The 16,186-nt window shown below is 66.1% G+C and carries 13 protein-coding genes; 3 read left to right on the forward strand and 10 right to left on the reverse strand.

Translation table 11 applies throughout. The annotated features are described in order from the left end of the window. Positions 1-27: 27 nt before the first annotated feature. The 8 genes from mshE to R2B70_RS18445 all read right to left on the reverse strand — a co-directional run bounded on the left by mshE (position 28) and on the right by R2B70_RS18445 (position 8,174). Positions 28-1,740, reverse strand: coding sequence for an MSHA fimbrial ATPase MshE (mshE, locus tag R2B70_RS18410; protein ID WP_318162187.1), 1,713 nt, complete (start codon positions 1,738-1,740; stop codon positions 28-30). 80 nt (positions 1,741-1,820) lie between these two features. Then, the gene (locus R2B70_RS18415; protein ID WP_318162188.1) at positions 1,821-2,990 is read right to left on the reverse strand and encodes a tetratricopeptide repeat protein; all 1,170 of its coding nucleotides are present in this window, start codon (positions 2,988-2,990) and stop codon (positions 1,821-1,823) included. After that, positions 2,987-3,877, reverse strand: a complete 891-nt coding sequence (locus R2B70_RS18420) for an ExeA family protein (protein WP_318162189.1) — start codon at positions 3,875-3,877, stop codon at positions 2,987-2,989. The genes R2B70_RS18415 and R2B70_RS18420 overlap by 4 nt, the downstream gene beginning before the upstream one ends. A 95-nt stretch (positions 3,878-3,972) precedes the next feature. Beyond that, on the reverse strand, positions 3,973-5,649 hold the full coding sequence (gene mshL / locus R2B70_RS18425) for a pilus (MSHA type) biogenesis protein MshL (RefSeq protein ID WP_209793784.1): 1,677 nt from the start codon (positions 5,647-5,649) through the stop codon (positions 3,973-3,975). A 69-nt stretch (positions 5,650-5,718) separates the two neighbouring features. Further along, positions 5,719-6,021, reverse strand: coding sequence for an MSHA biogenesis protein MshK (locus R2B70_RS18430; protein ID WP_318163378.1), 303 nt, complete (start codon positions 6,019-6,021; stop codon positions 5,719-5,721). A 49-nt stretch (positions 6,022-6,070) separates the two neighbouring features. After that, positions 6,071-6,718: an MSHA biogenesis protein MshJ gene (locus R2B70_RS18435; protein WP_318162190.1), complete on the reverse strand. Its 648-nt coding sequence runs from the start codon at positions 6,716-6,718 to the stop codon at positions 6,071-6,073. Further along, a complete protein-coding gene (locus tag R2B70_RS18440) occupies positions 6,718-7,311 on the reverse strand; it encodes a PilN domain-containing protein (protein ID WP_318163379.1) in 594 nt (197 codons plus the stop codon). Before R2B70_RS18440 ends, R2B70_RS18435 begins: the two co-directional genes overlap by 1 nt. Next, entirely contained in the window at positions 7,311-8,174 is an 864-nt protein-coding gene (locus R2B70_RS18445) for an MSHA biogenesis protein MshI (RefSeq protein WP_318162191.1), read from the reverse strand. The genes R2B70_RS18440 and R2B70_RS18445 overlap by 1 nt, the downstream gene beginning before the upstream one ends. Before the next feature lie 69 nt (positions 8,175-8,243). Between R2B70_RS18445 and R2B70_RS18450 the strand changes: the two genes are divergently transcribed. Beyond that, positions 8,244-9,191, forward strand: coding sequence for a 1-aminocyclopropane-1-carboxylate deaminase/D-cysteine desulfhydrase (locus tag R2B70_RS18450; RefSeq protein ID WP_209793787.1), 948 nt, complete (start codon positions 8,244-8,246; stop codon positions 9,189-9,191). A 59-nt stretch (positions 9,192-9,250) separates the two neighbouring features. On the opposite strand, the gene R2B70_RS18455 is transcribed toward R2B70_RS18450, so the two are convergent. After that, positions 9,251-11,170, reverse strand: a complete 1,920-nt coding sequence (locus tag R2B70_RS18455) for an EAL domain-containing protein (protein ID WP_209793788.1) — start codon at positions 11,168-11,170, stop codon at positions 9,251-9,253. A 499-nt stretch (positions 11,171-11,669) separates the two neighbouring features. On the opposite strand from R2B70_RS18455, the gene R2B70_RS18460 reads away from it, so the two are divergent. Then, positions 11,670-13,199: an EAL domain-containing protein gene (locus R2B70_RS18460; protein ID WP_318162192.1), complete on the forward strand. Its 1,530-nt coding sequence runs from the start codon at positions 11,670-11,672 to the stop codon at positions 13,197-13,199. A 172-nt stretch (positions 13,200-13,371) separates the two neighbouring features. Beyond that, positions 13,372-14,469: a calcium:proton antiporter gene (locus R2B70_RS18465; RefSeq protein WP_209793790.1), complete on the forward strand. Its 1,098-nt coding sequence runs from the start codon at positions 13,372-13,374 to the stop codon at positions 14,467-14,469. A gap of 184 nt (positions 14,470-14,653) precedes the next feature. Here R2B70_RS18465 and hutH read toward each other — a convergent pair whose 3' ends face one another. Beyond that, positions 14,654-16,186: a histidine ammonia-lyase gene (gene hutH / locus R2B70_RS18470; RefSeq protein ID WP_318162193.1), complete on the reverse strand. Its 1,533-nt coding sequence runs from the start codon at positions 16,184-16,186 to the stop codon at positions 14,654-14,656.

Here is a 16,186-nt window from a genome sequence, read left to right on the forward strand (position 1 = left end):
TTCACTGCTATGGGTGTGAGTCATGACTTACCCCAGATCCTCCGCCAGCCTGAGCACCTCGTCCACCGAGGTGATCCCCTCCCGGGCATAGTCGAGCGCCGTGAGGGCCAGGGGCCTGTAGTGTTCGTGCTCCCGCGCCGCCCGGGCGAAGCCCTCGGCGTCATTGCGCCGCAGGGCGTCCATCATGGGCTGATCCAGCTCCAGCAGCTCGTAGACCCCGATCCGGCCCGAGTAGCCGGTGAAGTTGCAGCTCTGGCAGCCGCGCCCCTTGCGATAGCTGTGCTGGCCGGGCGCCTCCCCAGACAATACGGAGAGCCAGGTGGCCTGACCCTCGTCCGGCGCCGTCTCGCAGGCGCAGTGTTCGCACACTCGCCGCACCAGGCGCTGGGCCACCACGGCCCGCAGGGCGCTCGCCACCAGGTAGCCGGGGGCTCCCATGTCGATGAGGCGCAGGGCGCTGGTGACGGCGTCGTTGGTGTGCAATGTGGTCAGCACCAGGTGGCCGGTGATGGCGCCGCGCAGGCCGATCTCCACCGTCTCGCTGTCACGCATCTCCCCCACCAGCAGGATGTCCGGATCCTGGCGCAGGGTGGAGCGCAGCACCTGGGAGAAGGTCAGGCCTATCTTGGGATTGACCTGCACCTGGTTGATGCGGGGCAATCGGTACTCTACCGGGTCCTCCACCGTGATGATCTTGTGGCTCGCCTGGTTGAGTTCGGAGAGCGCGCCATAGAGGGTGGTGGTCTTGCCGCTGCCGGTGGGGCCCGTCACCAGGATCATGCCGTGGGGACGCCGCAACTGGCGGCGAAAGCGCGTCAGTATGGCCGGCGGCATGCCGGTCTCGATCAGGGACAGTATGCCGGAGGATTGATCCAGCAGGCGCATCACCACGGACTCGCCGTATTGCACCGGCATGGTGGACATCCGCACGTCGACGTCGCGGCCGCGCACCTTCATGTTGAAGCGGCCATCCTGGGGCAGCCGCTTCTCCGAGATGTCGAGGCCGGCCACCAGTTTCAGGCGCAGCACCAGCGCCTGGGCGATGCGCACCTCGCTCAGGATGTTCTCGTGCAGCACCCCGTCGATCCGCTGGCGGATCCGCAGCACCTTCTCGTCCGGCTCGATATGGATATCCGACGCCCCCACCTGCACCGCATCCTCGAACAGGGAGCGCAGCAGCTTGGCCACCGTCGCCTCCCCCTCGTCGGTCCCGGCGTTCAGGCCGCCGGTGCCGAGCTCGAAGCCGGTCTCCTGGTGCTCCTCGTGCAGCTGCACCGCGAAGTTCTCGATCTCCCGGGTGCGGCGGTAGAGGCGGTCGAAATACTCCAGCAACTGGCCTTCCCGCGCCACCGCCAGCACCAGCTCCCGCGGGCTCAGCAGGGCGGCGATGGCATCGAGGGCGCTCAAGTCAGCGGGATCCGACATCACCACGGTGACCTTGTCGTCGGTGAGGTTGACGGCCAGCGCCCGGTAGCGGCGCGCCTGCACCTCGGGCAGCAGGGTCACGGCCGCGGCGTCTATGGTGAGGTTGTTGAGATCGAAGAAGGGCACGTCCAGCTGGCGGGCGAGGAAGGTCAGCAGCTGCACCTCGCTGATGAAGCCGAGATCGATCAGGGTGGTGCCCAGCTTGCGGCCGGTGTGGCGCTGCTGCTGCAGGGCGAGCTGCAGCTGATCATCCGAGATGATCTGCTCCTGAACCAGCAGGTCGCCGAGGCGCATCTTCAGTCTGGGTTGTGCCATTTACGCTCCGATGTCGGTTGCTTCACACCCGCGGCCCATCCGGTCAGCGTTCGCCGACGCGGCCGGGCCATGGCGGGTTCTTAGGGGTTGAGCTGGGCGATCCGCTGTTCCAGCCACTGGGCCGAGGCCTCGCCCAGGTTGCCGTGCAGCTGGGCGTTGCGATAGGCGTCCAGCGCCCGCTGACGGTGGCCCTGACCATCCTCGGCCACGCCGAGTCCGAGCCACCAGCGTCCCTGATCCGGCTGCTGGCGCAGCAGCCTGACATACAGCTCGGACGCCCGGGCGGGCTGACCCAGCTCCTGGGCGAGTCCGGCCCAGGTGGCGTAGTAGTCCAGGTTGCCGGCCAGCTCGGGCTGGTAGCCGGTGAGCCAGTCCAGCGCCTTCTGCCTCTCTCCGCTGCCGATGGCCACCCGGGCCAGCAGCAGGCGCAGATCGGCCTGGGCGGGATCCAGCCTCAGCCCCTCTTCCAGCACCTGGCTCGCCTCGGCCAGCCGCCCCGCCCCGTAGAGCAGGCCCGCCAGCTGTTCGCGCGCCCCCTGGTTGTGCGGATCGTGGGCCAGCACCTCGTAATAGCTGTCCTGCGCCTCCTGCATCTGCCCTTTGGCCATGGCGGTGGTCGCCTTGCGTTCAGCCAGGGCGGCCAGTTCGGACGCGGAGAGTTCCACCGTCTCTATCTTCAGGATCCCGGGCTTGCGCGGGGCCGCAGGCGCCTCTTCGGCGTCCTGCTCCGCGGCCAGCTCGGCATAGAGATCCGGCTGCAACTCCTCGTCGCTCGGGATCGCCTCGTCCGCCAGCCCCTCGTCCACCTGGTTCTCATCTGCCTGGGTCTCGTCGGCCTGGGCCCCGGACGCCGGTTGGGCCTCGTCGGCGGGCACCGGCGTCTGAGCCGGGCTCGATACCCTCGCGGGGGACGCCGCCAGCACGCTCGCCGCCCCCTCCGAGGAGGCGGTGGGCACTGCCGTGCTCGCCATCGCAGGGAGGGCGGACGAGACGATCGGAGTGACGGCGGCAGACGCCGATGCCTGGACCGGAGATTCGACGACCCGCGCCGTTGGCTGGGCGGCCCGCTGGCTCTGCTGCCAGTAGATCCAGGTACGCCAGCCGAGGATCGCCAGGGCCAGGGTGCACAGCAGGGTCAGCACCAGCATCCACCAGCCCTGCTGGCGCACCGGCGCCACGTAGACGGCGGCATCCTCGGATCCCGGCTGGCGCCGCTCCAGATCCTTGAGCATCTGATTGATCACGCTCATGACCAGACTCCATAGGCCAGGGCGGCCCCCAGCAACAGCAGCAGGGGCCACCAGAAGGTGAGACGACCGCCGCCGGCGTCCTCGGTATCGCGGATGGCGAGCCGGACCAGGGCGCTGTCGATCCGCCGCACACCGCGGCCATAGGCCAGCATCAGGCACTTCTGGGCCAACAGGTTGATGAGCCGGGGGATGCCCCGGGACGCCCGCCACAGGCGGCGCAGGGCCCGCCCCTCGAACAGCGCAGCCCCGCGGTAGCCGGAGACCTGCAGCCGGTATTCCAGATAGGCCCGGGTCTCGTCGAGCCGCAGCGGCCGCAGGCGGTAGGAGAAGCCGATGCGCTGGCGCAGCTGGCGCAGGCGGGGTTGCCCCAGCCGCGCATCCAGCTCGGGCTGGCCGAACAGCACGATTTGCAGCAGCTTGCAGGACTCCGTCTCCAGGTTGCCGAACAGCCGGATCGCCTCCAGGGTCTCGTCGGGCAGGGCCTGCGCCTCGTCGATCAGCACCACCACCCGGCTCCCCTGCTGGTGCAGGGCGATGAGGTGGCGGTGGATGCGATCCGTGAGATCCAGCTCGCCCTCTCCCTGCAGCGTCAGCCCCAGCTCCAGGGCCAGGGCGGTGCGCAGCTCCCCCGGGGTGAGATGGGGATTGGGCAGCCAGGCCAGGCGCACCGGACGCGCCTCCGAGCCCAGCTCGCTCAGCAGCTTGCGGCACAGCAGGGTCTTGCCGGTGCCCACCTCGCCGGTCACCTTGATGAAGCCCTCCCCCTGTGCCAGCGCCCAGTTGAGCACCTGCATCGCCTCCTCGTGGGGGGGCAGGCCGTAATAGAAGCCGGTGTTCGGGGTCAGGCCGAAGGGGGGCTCCCGCAGGCCGAAATGGCTCAGATACATCTCCCCTCCCCGGCCCCGTCAGCGCCAATATTGGGGGCTGCGGCGGCAAGAGGCCGGCGAGATGGCGCTGACGCTATGGGGGTGCACATCATGGTTTAGCCCTTGGGCGGGTACCATTTGTCGAGCAGCTCGGAGGAGCGTTGCAGCTCCTGCTGCCAGGTATCCTTCTCCACCACGGTCGGCTTGAGCATGATCACCAGCTCCACCTTGCGGTTGCTCTCGCGGCGGTTGGTGAAGGCCTCGCCGACCCAGGGAATGTCCCCGAGCAGGGGCACCTTGCTGACGATCTCCTGCTTGTCGGTCTTCATCAGGCCGCCGATGACGACGATGTCGCCGTTGTTGGCCTGCACCACGGTATCCGACTCGCGGATGGAGCTCTTGGCGAGCGGCAGCACCAGGGGATCGGCGGTGCCGACGTTGATGGTCTTGCTCTGCTCCTCGGTGTCGATGACGGAGGGGTGGATGTGCAGCAGCACCCGGCCGGCCTCGTCGATCTGCGGGGTCACGTCCAGGGCGATGCCCGAGAAGAAGGGGGTCAGCTCCACGTTGGGGGTGACGATGGGGGCCGAGTTGCCCGAGGTGGTGGTGGTGGTCGAGGCATTGGTCACGAAGTACTCGTCCGTGCCCACCTTGATCACCGCCTTCTGGTTGTTGGTGGCGGTGACGCGCGGGCTCGACAGGGTGTTCACGTCCCCCTGGGTCTTGAGCAGGCTGACCGCCACGTTGAAGTTGCCATCGGAAATGGTGAAGCCGGCACCGCCCCCCAGCGCCCGGAAGATCTGGTTGGGGGTATTGGCGATGGGGCTGTCGAGCAGGGAGCCGCCCCCCGTGATGCCCTTGCCGCCATCCCAGCTCGCGGAGAGGCCGCTCCAGTCCACCCCCTGCTCGTAGCCCTCGTTGAGGGAGACCTCCAGGATCCGCGCCTCCAGCACCACCTGGCGCTTGAGATGCTCGCCGGACTGATCCAGGAACTCGCGCACCGCCTTCAGCTCCTTCGGGTAGGCCCGCACCGTGACCAGACCCGCCTGGGGACTGGTGATGACGGCTCTCCCCTCGCCGTTGCCGATCAGGGTCTGCAGGGAGTCCCGCAGATCGGTCCAGTAGTCGTTGTTACTGTCCGTCTCGATCCGGGTGCCGTTGCCGTTGGCATTGCTGTCACCGTTGGAGGAGGAGTCGAAGTTGTTGTTGCCGCCGTTGTTCAGGCCGTTGTCGACGTTGTTGTTATTGCCGTTGTTATTGTTGTCGTTTGCGGTCACCCCGCCGGTGCTCACCGAGGTACGGGAGAGGCCGCGGCGAGCCATCATCAGGTAGTTGACCGGTATGGTCTCGGTGCGCAGACCGGCCGGATAGACGTGGAAGACATTGCCCTTTCGCTGCACGTCGAAGCCGTACATGTCGCCGACCGTCGCCAGCGCCTCCTGCAGGGTCACGTCTTTCAATTCCACCGAGATGGCTCCCGCCACCCCGGGATGGACGGCGACGCTGTAACGGGAGCCCTTGAACAGGGAGCCGAAAAACTCCACCGCATCGACGTCATGGGCCGCGATGCGCATCCGTTTCTCGGGGACGGGCAGGGGCTGCTGGGGACGATTGAGCTGCAGCAGTTCGCTCTGCACCGAGGGGGGCAGGGTGGTCAGGGGGGCGGTCGGGGTCTGCTCGCTCATGGCCTGCTTGAGCGCATCCTTCGCCTGCACCGGCTCGGGATGGCGATAGGTAGTGCAACCCGCCATCGCCAGCGCGAGGGGAAGCAGACAAAAAGGGTGTTTTTTCATGTTATTCGTGCACCTGACTCGCAATGAAACTCGACAAACCTGGCCCGTGACATCCTTCACGGTACCGACTCACATCCGGATCTTGCTGCCAAACAGGGTCAGTGTCTGGCGCTTGCCCGCCTTCTCCAGCACCACGGAATCGGCGCCGATGGCCACCAGCCGGAAGCCGTTGACCTGCTGGCCCACCCGATAGCTCTGGCCGTTGATCACCGCCAGGGCCGGGCCGTTGCCCAGGATCACGCTCTGCAGGCGGGGCAGGCCGGCCCCCTTGCTCGTGCTCGCCGCCGGCGCCGTGCCGGCCAGGGGAGCCGTGGGATCCTGCAGCACCTCCGCCTGGGCCGGGGGGACCAGCAGACAGCCCCACAGGGCCAGCCAGCGCCAGGACGGGAGGGCGCGGGATCCCGTCCCGCCGATATGCCGCTTAACCACGGATAAACTCCTTGCTGGTGCTGAGGGTGTAGATCTCCATCGCCACCGCCGCCTTGGGGTGCTCGACCACCCTGTAGTCGAAACCCTTCCAGTAGAAGTGACGGGGCAGGGCCTCCAGCGCCTTCAGGTACTGGTAGACATCGAAATAGCCCCCCTCCAGCTGGAGCCGGATCCCGTGCCTGAACAGGTTGACGCGCTGCTCGCCGGCCATCAGCGGCTCGGGCTTGAGGGAGGTCAGCGCCAGCATATGCAGGTTGGCGGAGCGAGACAACAGGGCCTCCAGCACCGCCGGCATCTCCCGGGCCGGGATCAGATCCACCGTCTGGGCCAGCAACTGCCCATCCAGCTGGTCGAGGGACGCCTGCACGCCGGCCAGCTGCTCGCGCACCCGGGCGTTGGGATCCCGCCCCAGCCGGGCCTGCTTGCCCTGGTTCTCCAGGGTCAGGATCTCCAGATCCCGCTGCGCCGCCATCAGAGCCTGGCGATCCTGGTTCAGGCGGGTATCGGCGGCCTCCAGCCAGCCATAGACGCCGAGGGCCCCCAGCAGGATGACCCCCGTCAGCAGGATCAGGATCCGCTCCCGCAGGCTGAGGGCGGCGATCCGGGTCGCCCACCCCTGCCACTGTGCCTTCATCTCCATCAGGGGGCCTCCCGCGCTATGCCACTGAGCTGGAAGGCCAGCCGGCCCTCCTTGTCCCGACTCAGGGTGAGCTCGCCAAACTGCGCCCCCGCCAGGGTCGGGGTCTGCTTGAAGCGATTCACCCAGGCGGGCACGTCCTGGCTGCGTTCGGCCACCCCGGAGAGATTGATCCGCCCGTCGCTTATCTCGATCCGCTGCAGGGAGAGGCGGGCATCCCGCAGGCGCGCGAGATCCGCCATCACGCCCGCATAGCCCCGGGATTTTTGCAGGGAGAGGCTGCCAAGCTGCTGCATCAGCGCCTGCTTGGCGCCCAGCTCCTCCCGCTTGTCGACCAGTTGCTGCTGCAACCCGGCATCCGCCTGATGACGGGCCAGCTCGGCATCCAGCCGCCTGGCCTCAGCGCGCTGCACGTCGAGCTGTGCCCGCACGCCAGCCAATTCACGGTCCAGGCCCTGCTGTTGCCAGCCATAGAAGAGGGTGGCCGCCAGCAACAACAGCAGCACGCCGCCCCAGACCAGGCTCATCTGGGGGAGGCTGGCCCACAGGCGCCTGGGTCTGAACTCGGCGCCATAGAGGTTGATATGGTGTTTCATCATTCGCTCCTGCCCAGGGCGGCGCCATAGGCACTGAGGTACTCCACCCCGGCCAGCACCGCCTTGTTGGCCATGGCCGACACCGGGAAGCCGAAGGCCTGCTCCAGGTGGCGGACCAGCAGCCCCATGGCGGAGGAGGCGATGGCGAGCTGCAACTGGCCCGGCTCCGGCAGCTTGAGATGGCCGGCCAGATAGTCGATGGAGCGCTGAAGCTCCAGCGCCAGCGCGTCGAGCAGCTCGTCTTCGGGCTCACGGGGACCGGTGAGGGAGGCAAAGCCGCGCAGCTGGCGTGAGAAGCAGAGGCCGCCCCGATGGAAGACCAGCAGTTGCAGCTCCTGTCCCCTGGGTTGCCAGAGCAGCATGCGGACCGCCTGATCCTCCTCGTAGAGGGCCGTCATGGCCAGCTCGTCGCTGACGATGGCGGCCAGGGTGGCCACGCCGTTGACCGCATCCGCCACCTGCTGTATCCGACTCTTCGGCACGCAGATCACGTTGATCCTCGGGCGGCCCGCAGGGGGGGTCGGCAGATCCACGTAATCCATGGCGAGCTGCAGCACGGGGTCGGTGACGAAGTCCTTGACGGCCCAGGGCAGGGCCCCCGCCATCTCGGCATCGGGCACGGCGGGCTTGTCGATCTGGATCTGCTGATAAAGGCTGGCGGCCAGGGCCACCCGCACCTTAGACTTGGCCAACCCATGCTGGGAAAACAGCTCTGCCAGGGCCCTGGACCACTCGTGAGGCCCATTGACGGCGCGGCTGGTGAACACGGGCGCGGGCCCCGTGCTGGCCAGCAGGATGCGATCGCTGGCCAGCAGGAGTCCGACCTGATGGCTGGGGGACGAACGTCTGAAAAATGACCTCATCTGGATCTGCACCTGACGGCATGAAACGGATTAAACCTTAACATAAACAGGCGATTAGCCTCCAATTTTATGACAGACAATGCTCCAAAGGCCGGGCCGACGCCCCCCGCAGACGACCCGCTGGCCCCCCTCAGTCTCCCCTCCCCCCTGCACAGGATCCACCACCCGCTGCTGGATGCCAGGGACGTCAGGCTCTGGTGCAAGCGGGACGACCTGATCCACCCGACCCTCTCCGGCAACAAGTGGCGCAAGCTCAAATACCACCTGGAACGGGCCAGGTCACAGGGCAAGACGCACATACTGTCGTTTGGCGGCGCCTACTCCAATCACATCCACGCCCTGGCGGCGGCTGGGTTCAGATTGGGGCTGCGCACCACGGGCATCATACGCGGTGAAGCCGCCACCGTCAGCAACGCGACCCTGAGTGCGGCCAGAGGCTGGGGCATGGATCTCGTTTTCGTGGACCGCCAGAGCTACCGGCGACGCCAGGATCCCGACTGGCTGGCCAGGTTCGAGGATGAAGACACCCTGATAGTGCCGGAGGGGGGCAGCAGCCCGCTCGCCATCCCCGGGGTGGCCGAGCTGGTGACCGAACTGCCCTTCTCGCCGGATCTCTGGGTGCTGCCCTGCGCCAGCGGCGGTACCCTGGCGGGGCTCATCGCGGGCAAACGGGAGCGGGAGCGGATCCTGGCCATCGCCGTGCTCAAGGGGGGAGGCTTCCTCCATGACGAGGTATGCCGGCTTCATCCGGCGGCGGCCACCACCCAGGGATGGCACATCGCCCTGGATCACCACGACGGCGGCTACGCCAGGTTCAGCCAGGCGCTCTGGCAATGGGTGCAGGACTTCAGCGCCCAGACCGGGCTGCCGCTCGAGCCCATCTACAGCGGCAAGGCGATGTGGGGGCTGTTTCGGGAGCTGGACGCCGGCCGCATTCCCCGCGGCAGCGAGGTGGTCTTCATCCACACCGGCGGCATGCAGGGGCTGGCGGGCTTGCGGGAGCAGGGCCGTCTCTAGGACCGCCCGCCACGGCCGGTCGCGCCAAAGGGCGCTTCATCGCCCTGCCGGCGCCACAGTCAGGTGGGCATGGTGAACGGTTCGGGCTCGGCGAACCAGGGGCCCTGCCCCGCGTGCACCCCGAGGTGGCGCAGCATCTTCCACTCGTCCCCGCTCTCCACCCCCACCGCTATCACCCGGGTCTGGGTGTTGGCACAGCCGCCCACCAGGCTGCGCACCGCCATCTGGTTGACCTGGCGCAGGTGGATCTCCCGCACCAGGCTGGGGTGCAGCTTGAGGAAGTGGATCTCGAACTCCTTGATGTACTGGGTGCTCACCACGTCCTGACCCGCGTGATCGATGGCCAGCTGGCAGCCCAGCATGCGCAGCGCCCGCAGCGGCCGCTTGAGGGCCTCGTAGTGGCGGGTCACCTGGGATTCCGACAGCTGCAGGATCAGCCCCTCGTTGGTGCTGCGCGGCAGCTGGAACAGATCGAAGAAGAGCTCGCGCTGGAACTCCCGGTTGAGCAGGTTCTGGGCGCTGAGGGAGAGACTGACGGGGCAGCTCGACGCCGGCCGCTGCCGCAGCAGGCGCAGGGTGCTGGCGACCACCAGCCGGTCCAGCGGCAGCAGCAGCCCGGCCTTCTCCGCCATGGGCATGAAGACCCCCGCCTGCAGCTCCCTGCCCTGTTCGTCGTGGATGCGGATCAGCAGCTCCTGCTGCAGCACCACCTGATCCCGCTCCTGCTGCACCGGCTGCAGATAGAAGGAGATCCCCCGCTCCTCGATGCGACGGCTGATCAGGGTGCGCCAGCGCACCGTCCCCTTGCTGCTCGCCTCGTCGTTGAGGGACTTCTCGAACAGGAACCATCCGCTGTGGCCCTGCAGGCGTGCGCTCTTGAGCGCCAGCTCGGCCTCCTCCTGCACCTTGAGCAGGGAGTCCTCGGCCTGGTAGCAGACGGCCCCCAGGTAGACGGCCGTCTCCACATTGACCGCCTCGGGCCAGTGCAGGCGCTGCAGGCTCTTGAGCAGCTGGCTGGCCCCGTCCACCATCTCGCTCTCGGACATGTTGGGCAGCAGCACGGCAAATACTTGGCCCGCATAGCGGGCCTGCAGGGCGCCGCTGTGCTTGCGCACGAAGGCACCGATGGAGGCGCTCGCCTCCATCAGCAGCTCCTGGCTCGGGCGACTGCTCAACTCGGGATCCAGCTCCTCCAGCCCGGCCAGCTCGATCAGCAGCACCCCGCCGCTGATCACGCTCGCCTCCATGATGGCGCTCTCCAGCCGGTTGTCGAAGAAGAGGCGGTTGCCGATGCCCGTCGTCTTGTCGACGAAGGCGTTGCTGCGGATGAAGTTGTCGAACCGGCTGCGCTCCTTGCGGGCGTCCGCCAGCTCGGCCAGCAGATAGTCGAGGGCCTGGCTGGCCGGGGCCGGCCACTCCTCTGCCGGATCATGGGCCAGCTTGGTGAGCTTGCCATCCAGGATCAGCTGGGCCCGTTCCGCCAGCAGTTCGGCACCGCGCAACTGCTGGCGCAGCCAGCGAATGGAGTACCAGAGCCCGAACACCACGATGAAGACGCCGAGGGAGATGCCAAACATGGCCCGCATGGAGTACTCGAACTCCTTGAACGGCCTGTCCAGCTTGAAGTCGGCCCGCATGCCGGCCTGATTGGGGATCGCCTTGCTGTAGGGGATCAGCAGGCTCTCGTCGGTCTGCTGCTGCACGTCGCGAAACCAGTAGACCCGCTGCTTGTCCTGGCGGATCTCCAGTTCGACCACGTGGGAGGCCCGCAGCAGGGAGGGCAGCCAGCGGGCAAGGGCCTGCTGGTCATCGGTCACCCCCAGCTGCTTGTCGATGATCTCCACCAGGGAATCGACCCGGTTCTGCTGCAGCTCCATGCCCATCTGGCGGAAACTGAAGACCCCGCCCAGCATCACCATGGCCATGGCCGCGATCACGCACAGGGTAATAAAGGAGACGAGTTGAGTGGTCAGTTTCATGTGCCTTTCCATAGCCGACAGCATCCATAGGGCCTCATGGTATCAGCCTTGGCCAAAGCCCGCCTATGGATGAAGATCCCGCTTCTGCAAATAAGCGGACGGGGGCGTCAGACTCTGGCCGGCAGGCCGTCGGAACGGAAAACTGGAGGAGGGGCAACACCCGGGGGAGACGGACAGAAAAATGGTCCCGCACGGGGACCAAAAGAAACACTCATATCAAAACTAACACTCTGTGCTACTGACAAAAATAGATACAGGAGTATTGAACACACGGTGAGTCAAACCGCACCGCTACTCTAGCCATTTCAGATAAGCTGGACAATTGTCATTTATGACAGGTCAGCGATTGAATCTTCATCAATCAATTTGTCATATTGGTTGTTTATCAAGGGATTACCATTTTTGTTCCAAGTGTGACCGACCCGACTCAAATCGATGCAGCTAATGCTATGATGTTGCAATCCATTTGCATCCCATGCGTCCACCGGACAGGTATCTCTTGCGACGAACATCCCCTCTCTGGATCAGTCTGCTGTTGCTCTGCCTGCCACCGCTGCTGGCCTTGCCCCTCGGGCACCTGCTGGAGCGCCCCCTCGCCCGCCAGCTGCTGACACAGAAAGGCCGGGAGATAGAAGAGGCGCTGCTCGAACGCCACCGCGAACTGGATCAGGGCATTCGCCTCCAGCTGGCTCGCTTTCGTTTCGATTGCGGCCCCCAGGACATGGCGCTGCTGCGCGGTCCCCATTTTTACAGCAAGCATCTTCGCATACAGGGGCTCATCCTCGCCTCCGGCAGCGGCTGCTCCAGCCTGGGACAGACGTTGCCCTTCCACTCCGCCGACATGCCCCCCTACCCCGCTGGCGATCAGTTCGGGATCATCGCCACCCAGGCCAGCTTCCACACCGAGCAGGAGCTGGTTGCCTACTACAGGGCCGGCGGCAATATCGCCTACTGGGTGCTGAGCAACAGCTGGAGCCATGACCTGCTGAAAACCCCTTGTGCCGACTGCTTCTATCTCGAGTTCAGCCAGCTGGAACCCGGCGAGGTGAATCCCATCTTTCCTCGCGGGGACAGCACCATCAAGCAGGAAGCCGCCAGCCAGAGCCTGAGCTTCCTGGATCCCGGCAAGCAGATCAGGCAGACCCTGTGGGCGGGCAAGGCGCTACAGCGCCATGCAAGCATGCAGGCTCGCCACTACGGCCTCTGGTATGGCGGTGCCCTGGGGGGTCTGCTGGTGGCCATCTACTGGGGGCTGCGCAACTACCGGCGCTCCCTCAAGGGGTTGCTGCAGGCCGGGCTGGCACGGCGGGAGTTCATCCCCTTCTACCAGCCCGTGGTGGACAGCCGCACCCGGGAGGTGGTTGGCTTCGAGGCCCTGCTGCGCTGGCAGCGGGGGCGGAACATGGTGCCGCCAGGCACCTTCATCGCCTATGCGGAAGAGCAGGACCTGATCCTGCCCATGACGGATCAACTGCTGGAGCAGGTCATCGCCGATCTCCCCAGTCTGGCGCCGACCCAGTGGGTCAGTGTCAACCTGGTGGCCGCCCACATAGAGCAGCCCCATCTGAGCGGCCAGTTGCAGCGCCATGGCTGGCCCTCTCCGGACAGGCTCACCTTCGAGCTCACGGAGCGTGAGCCCATCACCGACATCCAGGCGGCCATGGGGGAGATCGCCACCCTGCAGGAGAAGGGGTATCACTTCAAGCTGGACGATTTCGGCACCGGCTACGGCGGCTTCGCCTACCTGCAGCGCCTCGGCATCCGCCAGATCAAGATCGACAAGATGTTCGTCGACACCATAGGCACGGACGATCCCAAGCGCAACCTGCTGGAAGCCATCATCGCCTTCGGCCTCAAGTCGGACATGGAGATGATCGCCGAGGGGGTCGAGACCCAGGCCCAGGTCGACTATCTGAGCCAGCATGGCGTCCATCTGATCCAGGGCTATGTCTATGCCAGGCCCATGCCCCTCGGCAAGCTGAGGATCTGGCTGCTGGACTGGCGGCAGAACAACCCGGGCACAGCCTAACCGGTATAGGATCCGGTCTGACTGGCCGGATCCCTCACCTCTTGCCACAAAAATGATTTTCCCTCGAGTGGACAACACCCTATATCATCAACGGGTTCGTCACCCCGGTGACGCCGTCAAGTTGCTCCACACCCCGTCGGCCACCGCCGCCCCGAGATGAGAACCACTGCCTATGAAGTCCTTTATCCGCCAAGAGATTGCCCTGCCCGCCGGCCTGCTGACCCTGATCTTCTTCAAGACCCTCGGCAGCGACCTGTTGACGGAGGCAACCCCCCTTGCGGTCTACCTGCCGGTGTCGCTGGCCCTGCTCGCCGTCGTCACCTGGGCCATCTTCTCCGTGGTGCGTCATTCCGACGCCCTGGCCATCAAGCTTGGCGAGCCTTTTGGCACCCTGATCCTGACCCTGTCGGTCATCTCCCTGGAAGTGGTGATGATCTCCTCCGTCATGCTGACCGGCGAGCCCAACCCCACCATGGCCCGCGACACCATGTTCGCCGTGGTGATGCTGGTCACCAACGGCCTGGTGGGCTTCACCCTGCTGTTCGGCGGCTGGCGCTATCACACCCAGAACTTCAACCTGGACGGGGTGAAATCCTATCTGGTTGCCATCATTCCCCTGGCCCTGCTCTGCCTGGTGCTGCCGAACTTCACCCAGGGCGGCTCCCTGGGGGGGCTGTCCAAGGCCATGTCCTGGATGCTGATCATCGTCTCGATCCTGCTCTACGGCGTCTTCCTGCTGATCCAGACCCGCAGCCACAGCCACTTCTTCGTCGACGGCGATCACGAGGATCACGAGGATCATCACGGCCCGCTGCAGAGCAACGTCTACCACACCCTGTTGCTGATCGCCTACCTGGTGGTGGTGATCCTGCTGGCCAAGACGCTCGCCATCCCCATCAACCACGGGGTGCACGTCATGGAGGCCCCGGCGGCCCTGGGGGGCTTTATCGTCGCCTGTATCGTTCTCGCACCTGAGGCGGTCGGCGCCATCAAGGCGGCCTTCAACAACCAGCTGCAGCGGGCCATGAATCTCTACTTCGGCTCCGTGCTGGCGACCATCGCCCTCACCGTCCCCTCCGTGCTCTTCATCGGCGCCCTGGTGGGGCAGGAGGTGCGCCTGGGCCTCTCTGCCGCCGACATGGTGCTGCTCATCACCACGCTCATGGTCTGTAAAGTGACCTTCAGCAGCGGCCGCACCCACGCCCTGCACGGCGCCACCCATCTTGTGCTGTTTGTCGTCTATCTGTTCCTGATGTTCGAACATGGTTGAAGGCGCCAACTCGTCATGGTGCCCTTCACGGCCCACCTGTTCCTGATGTTCGAGCATGGATAAGAGCGCCTGCCGCTAACTCTACCCTCTCCCGATGGCCACACAGGGGAAACTGTTTCCAAAGGCCAGAAATGAAAAGACCGCCCCATGGGCGGTCTTTTTTATGGTTTGCTCAGGCTCCGATTCAGAGGCTGGGCAAGGTCCCGGCCGGGATCAGGTCGTTGTAGCTGGCACGGCCCAGCAGGGCGGCGGCCGCCTCGATGTCCGGCGCGAAGTACCTGTCCTTGTCGTAGAAGCTGACCTCTTCCCGCAGCCGGCCCTTGGCCAGCTCGATAAGCTCGGTGCTGCGCAGCGGCGCGCGGAAATCCAGCCCCTGGGCCGCCGCCAGCAGCTCCACCGCCAGGATGCCGCGGGTGTTCTCGGCCATGTCTGCCAGCCGGCGGCCGGCGAAGGTGGCCATGGAGACGTGATCCTCCTGGTTCGCGGAGGTGGGCAGGCTGTCCACCGAGGCCGGATGGGCGAGCGTCTTGTTCTCGGAGGCGAGCGCCGCCGAGGTGACCTGGGCGATCATGAAGCCGGAGTTGACGCCGCCGTTGTTCACCAGGAAGGCCGGCAGACCGGACATCCGCGAGTCGATCAGCAGCGCCATGCGCCGCTCGGAGAGCGAGCCTATCTCGGCGATGGCCAGCGCCAGGTTGTCGGCGGCGAAGGCCACGGGTTCTGCGTGGAAGTTGCCGCCGGAGAGGATGTCTTCATCCTCGGCAAACACCAGGGGGTTGTCGGAGACCGCGTTGGCCTCGCACACCAGCACCTCGGCCGCCTGGCGGATCTGGGTCAGACAGGCGCCCATCACCTGCGGCTGGCAGCGCAGGGAGTAGGGATCCTGCACCTTCTCGCAGTTGTGGTGGGACATCCCGATCTCGCTGCCATCCACCAGCAGGTGGCGGTAGCAGGCGGCCGCATCGATCTGGCCACGCTGACCGCGCACCGCATGGATGCGGGCGTCGAAGGGTCGGCGGCTGCCAAGCGCCGCCTCCACGCTCATGGCACCTATGGTGATGGCGCCGGCGTAGAGATCCTCGGCGTGGAACAGCCCTTCCAGCGCAAACGCCGTGCTCGCCTGGGTGCCGTTGAGCAGCGCCAGCCCCTCTTTCGGCGCCAGGGCGATGGGCGCCAGGCCTGCAATCTTGAGGGCAGTGGCGGCGTCGATCAGCTCGCCCTTGTGACGGGCCTTGCCTTCACCTATCAGCAGGCAGCTCATATGGGCCAGGGGCGCCAGATCGCCGGAGGCACCGACGGACCCCTTCTTCGGCACCACGGGGTACACCTCGGCGTTGATGAGCCGCATCAGGGCCTCGAGCACCACCAGCCGGATGCCGGAGAAGCCGCGGGCCAAGGAGTTGACCTTGAGCACCATCATCAGCCGTACGGTGGCGTCATCCATGTACTCGCCAATCCCTGCCGCGTGGGAGAGCACGATGGAACGCTGCAGCTCGTCCAGTTGCTCCACCGGGATCCGGGTGTTGGCCAGCAGGCCAAAGCCGGTGTTGATGCCGTACACCACGCGGTTCTGTTCGATCACCTTGGAGACCACGGCGGCGGAGGCGTGGATCCCCGCCAGGGCGGACGAGTCTAGGCTGATATGCACCGGCTCGCGGCTGACGCGGCGCAGGGTGGCGAGGGTCAGCTCGCCCGGCAACAGATTGAGTTCAAACAT

Origin of the sequence: Aeromonas sp. XH (assembly GCF_033348475.1) — a bacterium.
Classification (GTDB): Bacteria; Pseudomonadota; Gammaproteobacteria; order Enterobacterales; family Aeromonadaceae; genus Aeromonas; species Aeromonas sanarellii.

Excerpts from the sequence above, each read along its gene's own strand:
- mshE (WP_318162187.1), bottom strand. The coding sequence starts at position 1,740 with ATGGCACAACCCAGACTGAAGATGCGCCTCGGCGACCTGCTGGTTCAG.
- R2B70_RS18415 (WP_318162188.1), bottom strand. The coding sequence starts at position 2,990 with ATGAGCGTGATCAATCAGATGCTCAAGGATCTGGAGCGGCGCCAGCCG.
- R2B70_RS18420 (WP_318162189.1), bottom strand. The coding sequence starts at position 3,877 with ATGTATCTGAGCCATTTCGGCCTGCGGGAGCCCCCCTTCGGCCTGACC.
- mshL (WP_209793784.1), bottom strand. The coding sequence starts at position 5,649 with ATGAAAAAACACCCTTTTTGTCTGCTTCCCCTCGCGCTGGCGATGGCG.
- R2B70_RS18435 (WP_318162190.1), bottom strand. The coding sequence starts at position 6,718 with ATGGAGATGAAGGCACAGTGGCAGGGGTGGGCGACCCGGATCGCCGCC.
- R2B70_RS18440 (WP_318163379.1), bottom strand. The coding sequence starts at position 7,311 with ATGAAACACCATATCAACCTCTATGGCGCCGAGTTCAGACCCAGGCGC.
- R2B70_RS18445 (WP_318162191.1), bottom strand. The coding sequence starts at position 8,174 with ATGAGGTCATTTTTCAGACGTTCGTCCCCCAGCCATCAGGTCGGACTC.
- R2B70_RS18450 (WP_209793787.1), top strand. The coding sequence starts at position 8,244 with ATGACAGACAATGCTCCAAAGGCCGGGCCGACGCCCCCCGCAGACGAC.
- R2B70_RS18455 (WP_209793788.1), bottom strand. The coding sequence starts at position 11,170 with ATGAAACTGACCACTCAACTCGTCTCCTTTATTACCCTGTGCGTGATC.
- R2B70_RS18465 (WP_209793790.1), top strand. The coding sequence starts at position 13,372 with ATGAAGTCCTTTATCCGCCAAGAGATTGCCCTGCCCGCCGGCCTGCTG.
- hutH (WP_318162193.1), bottom strand. The coding sequence starts at position 16,186 with ATGTTTGAACTCAATCTGTTGCCGGGCGAGCTGACCCTCGCCACCCTG.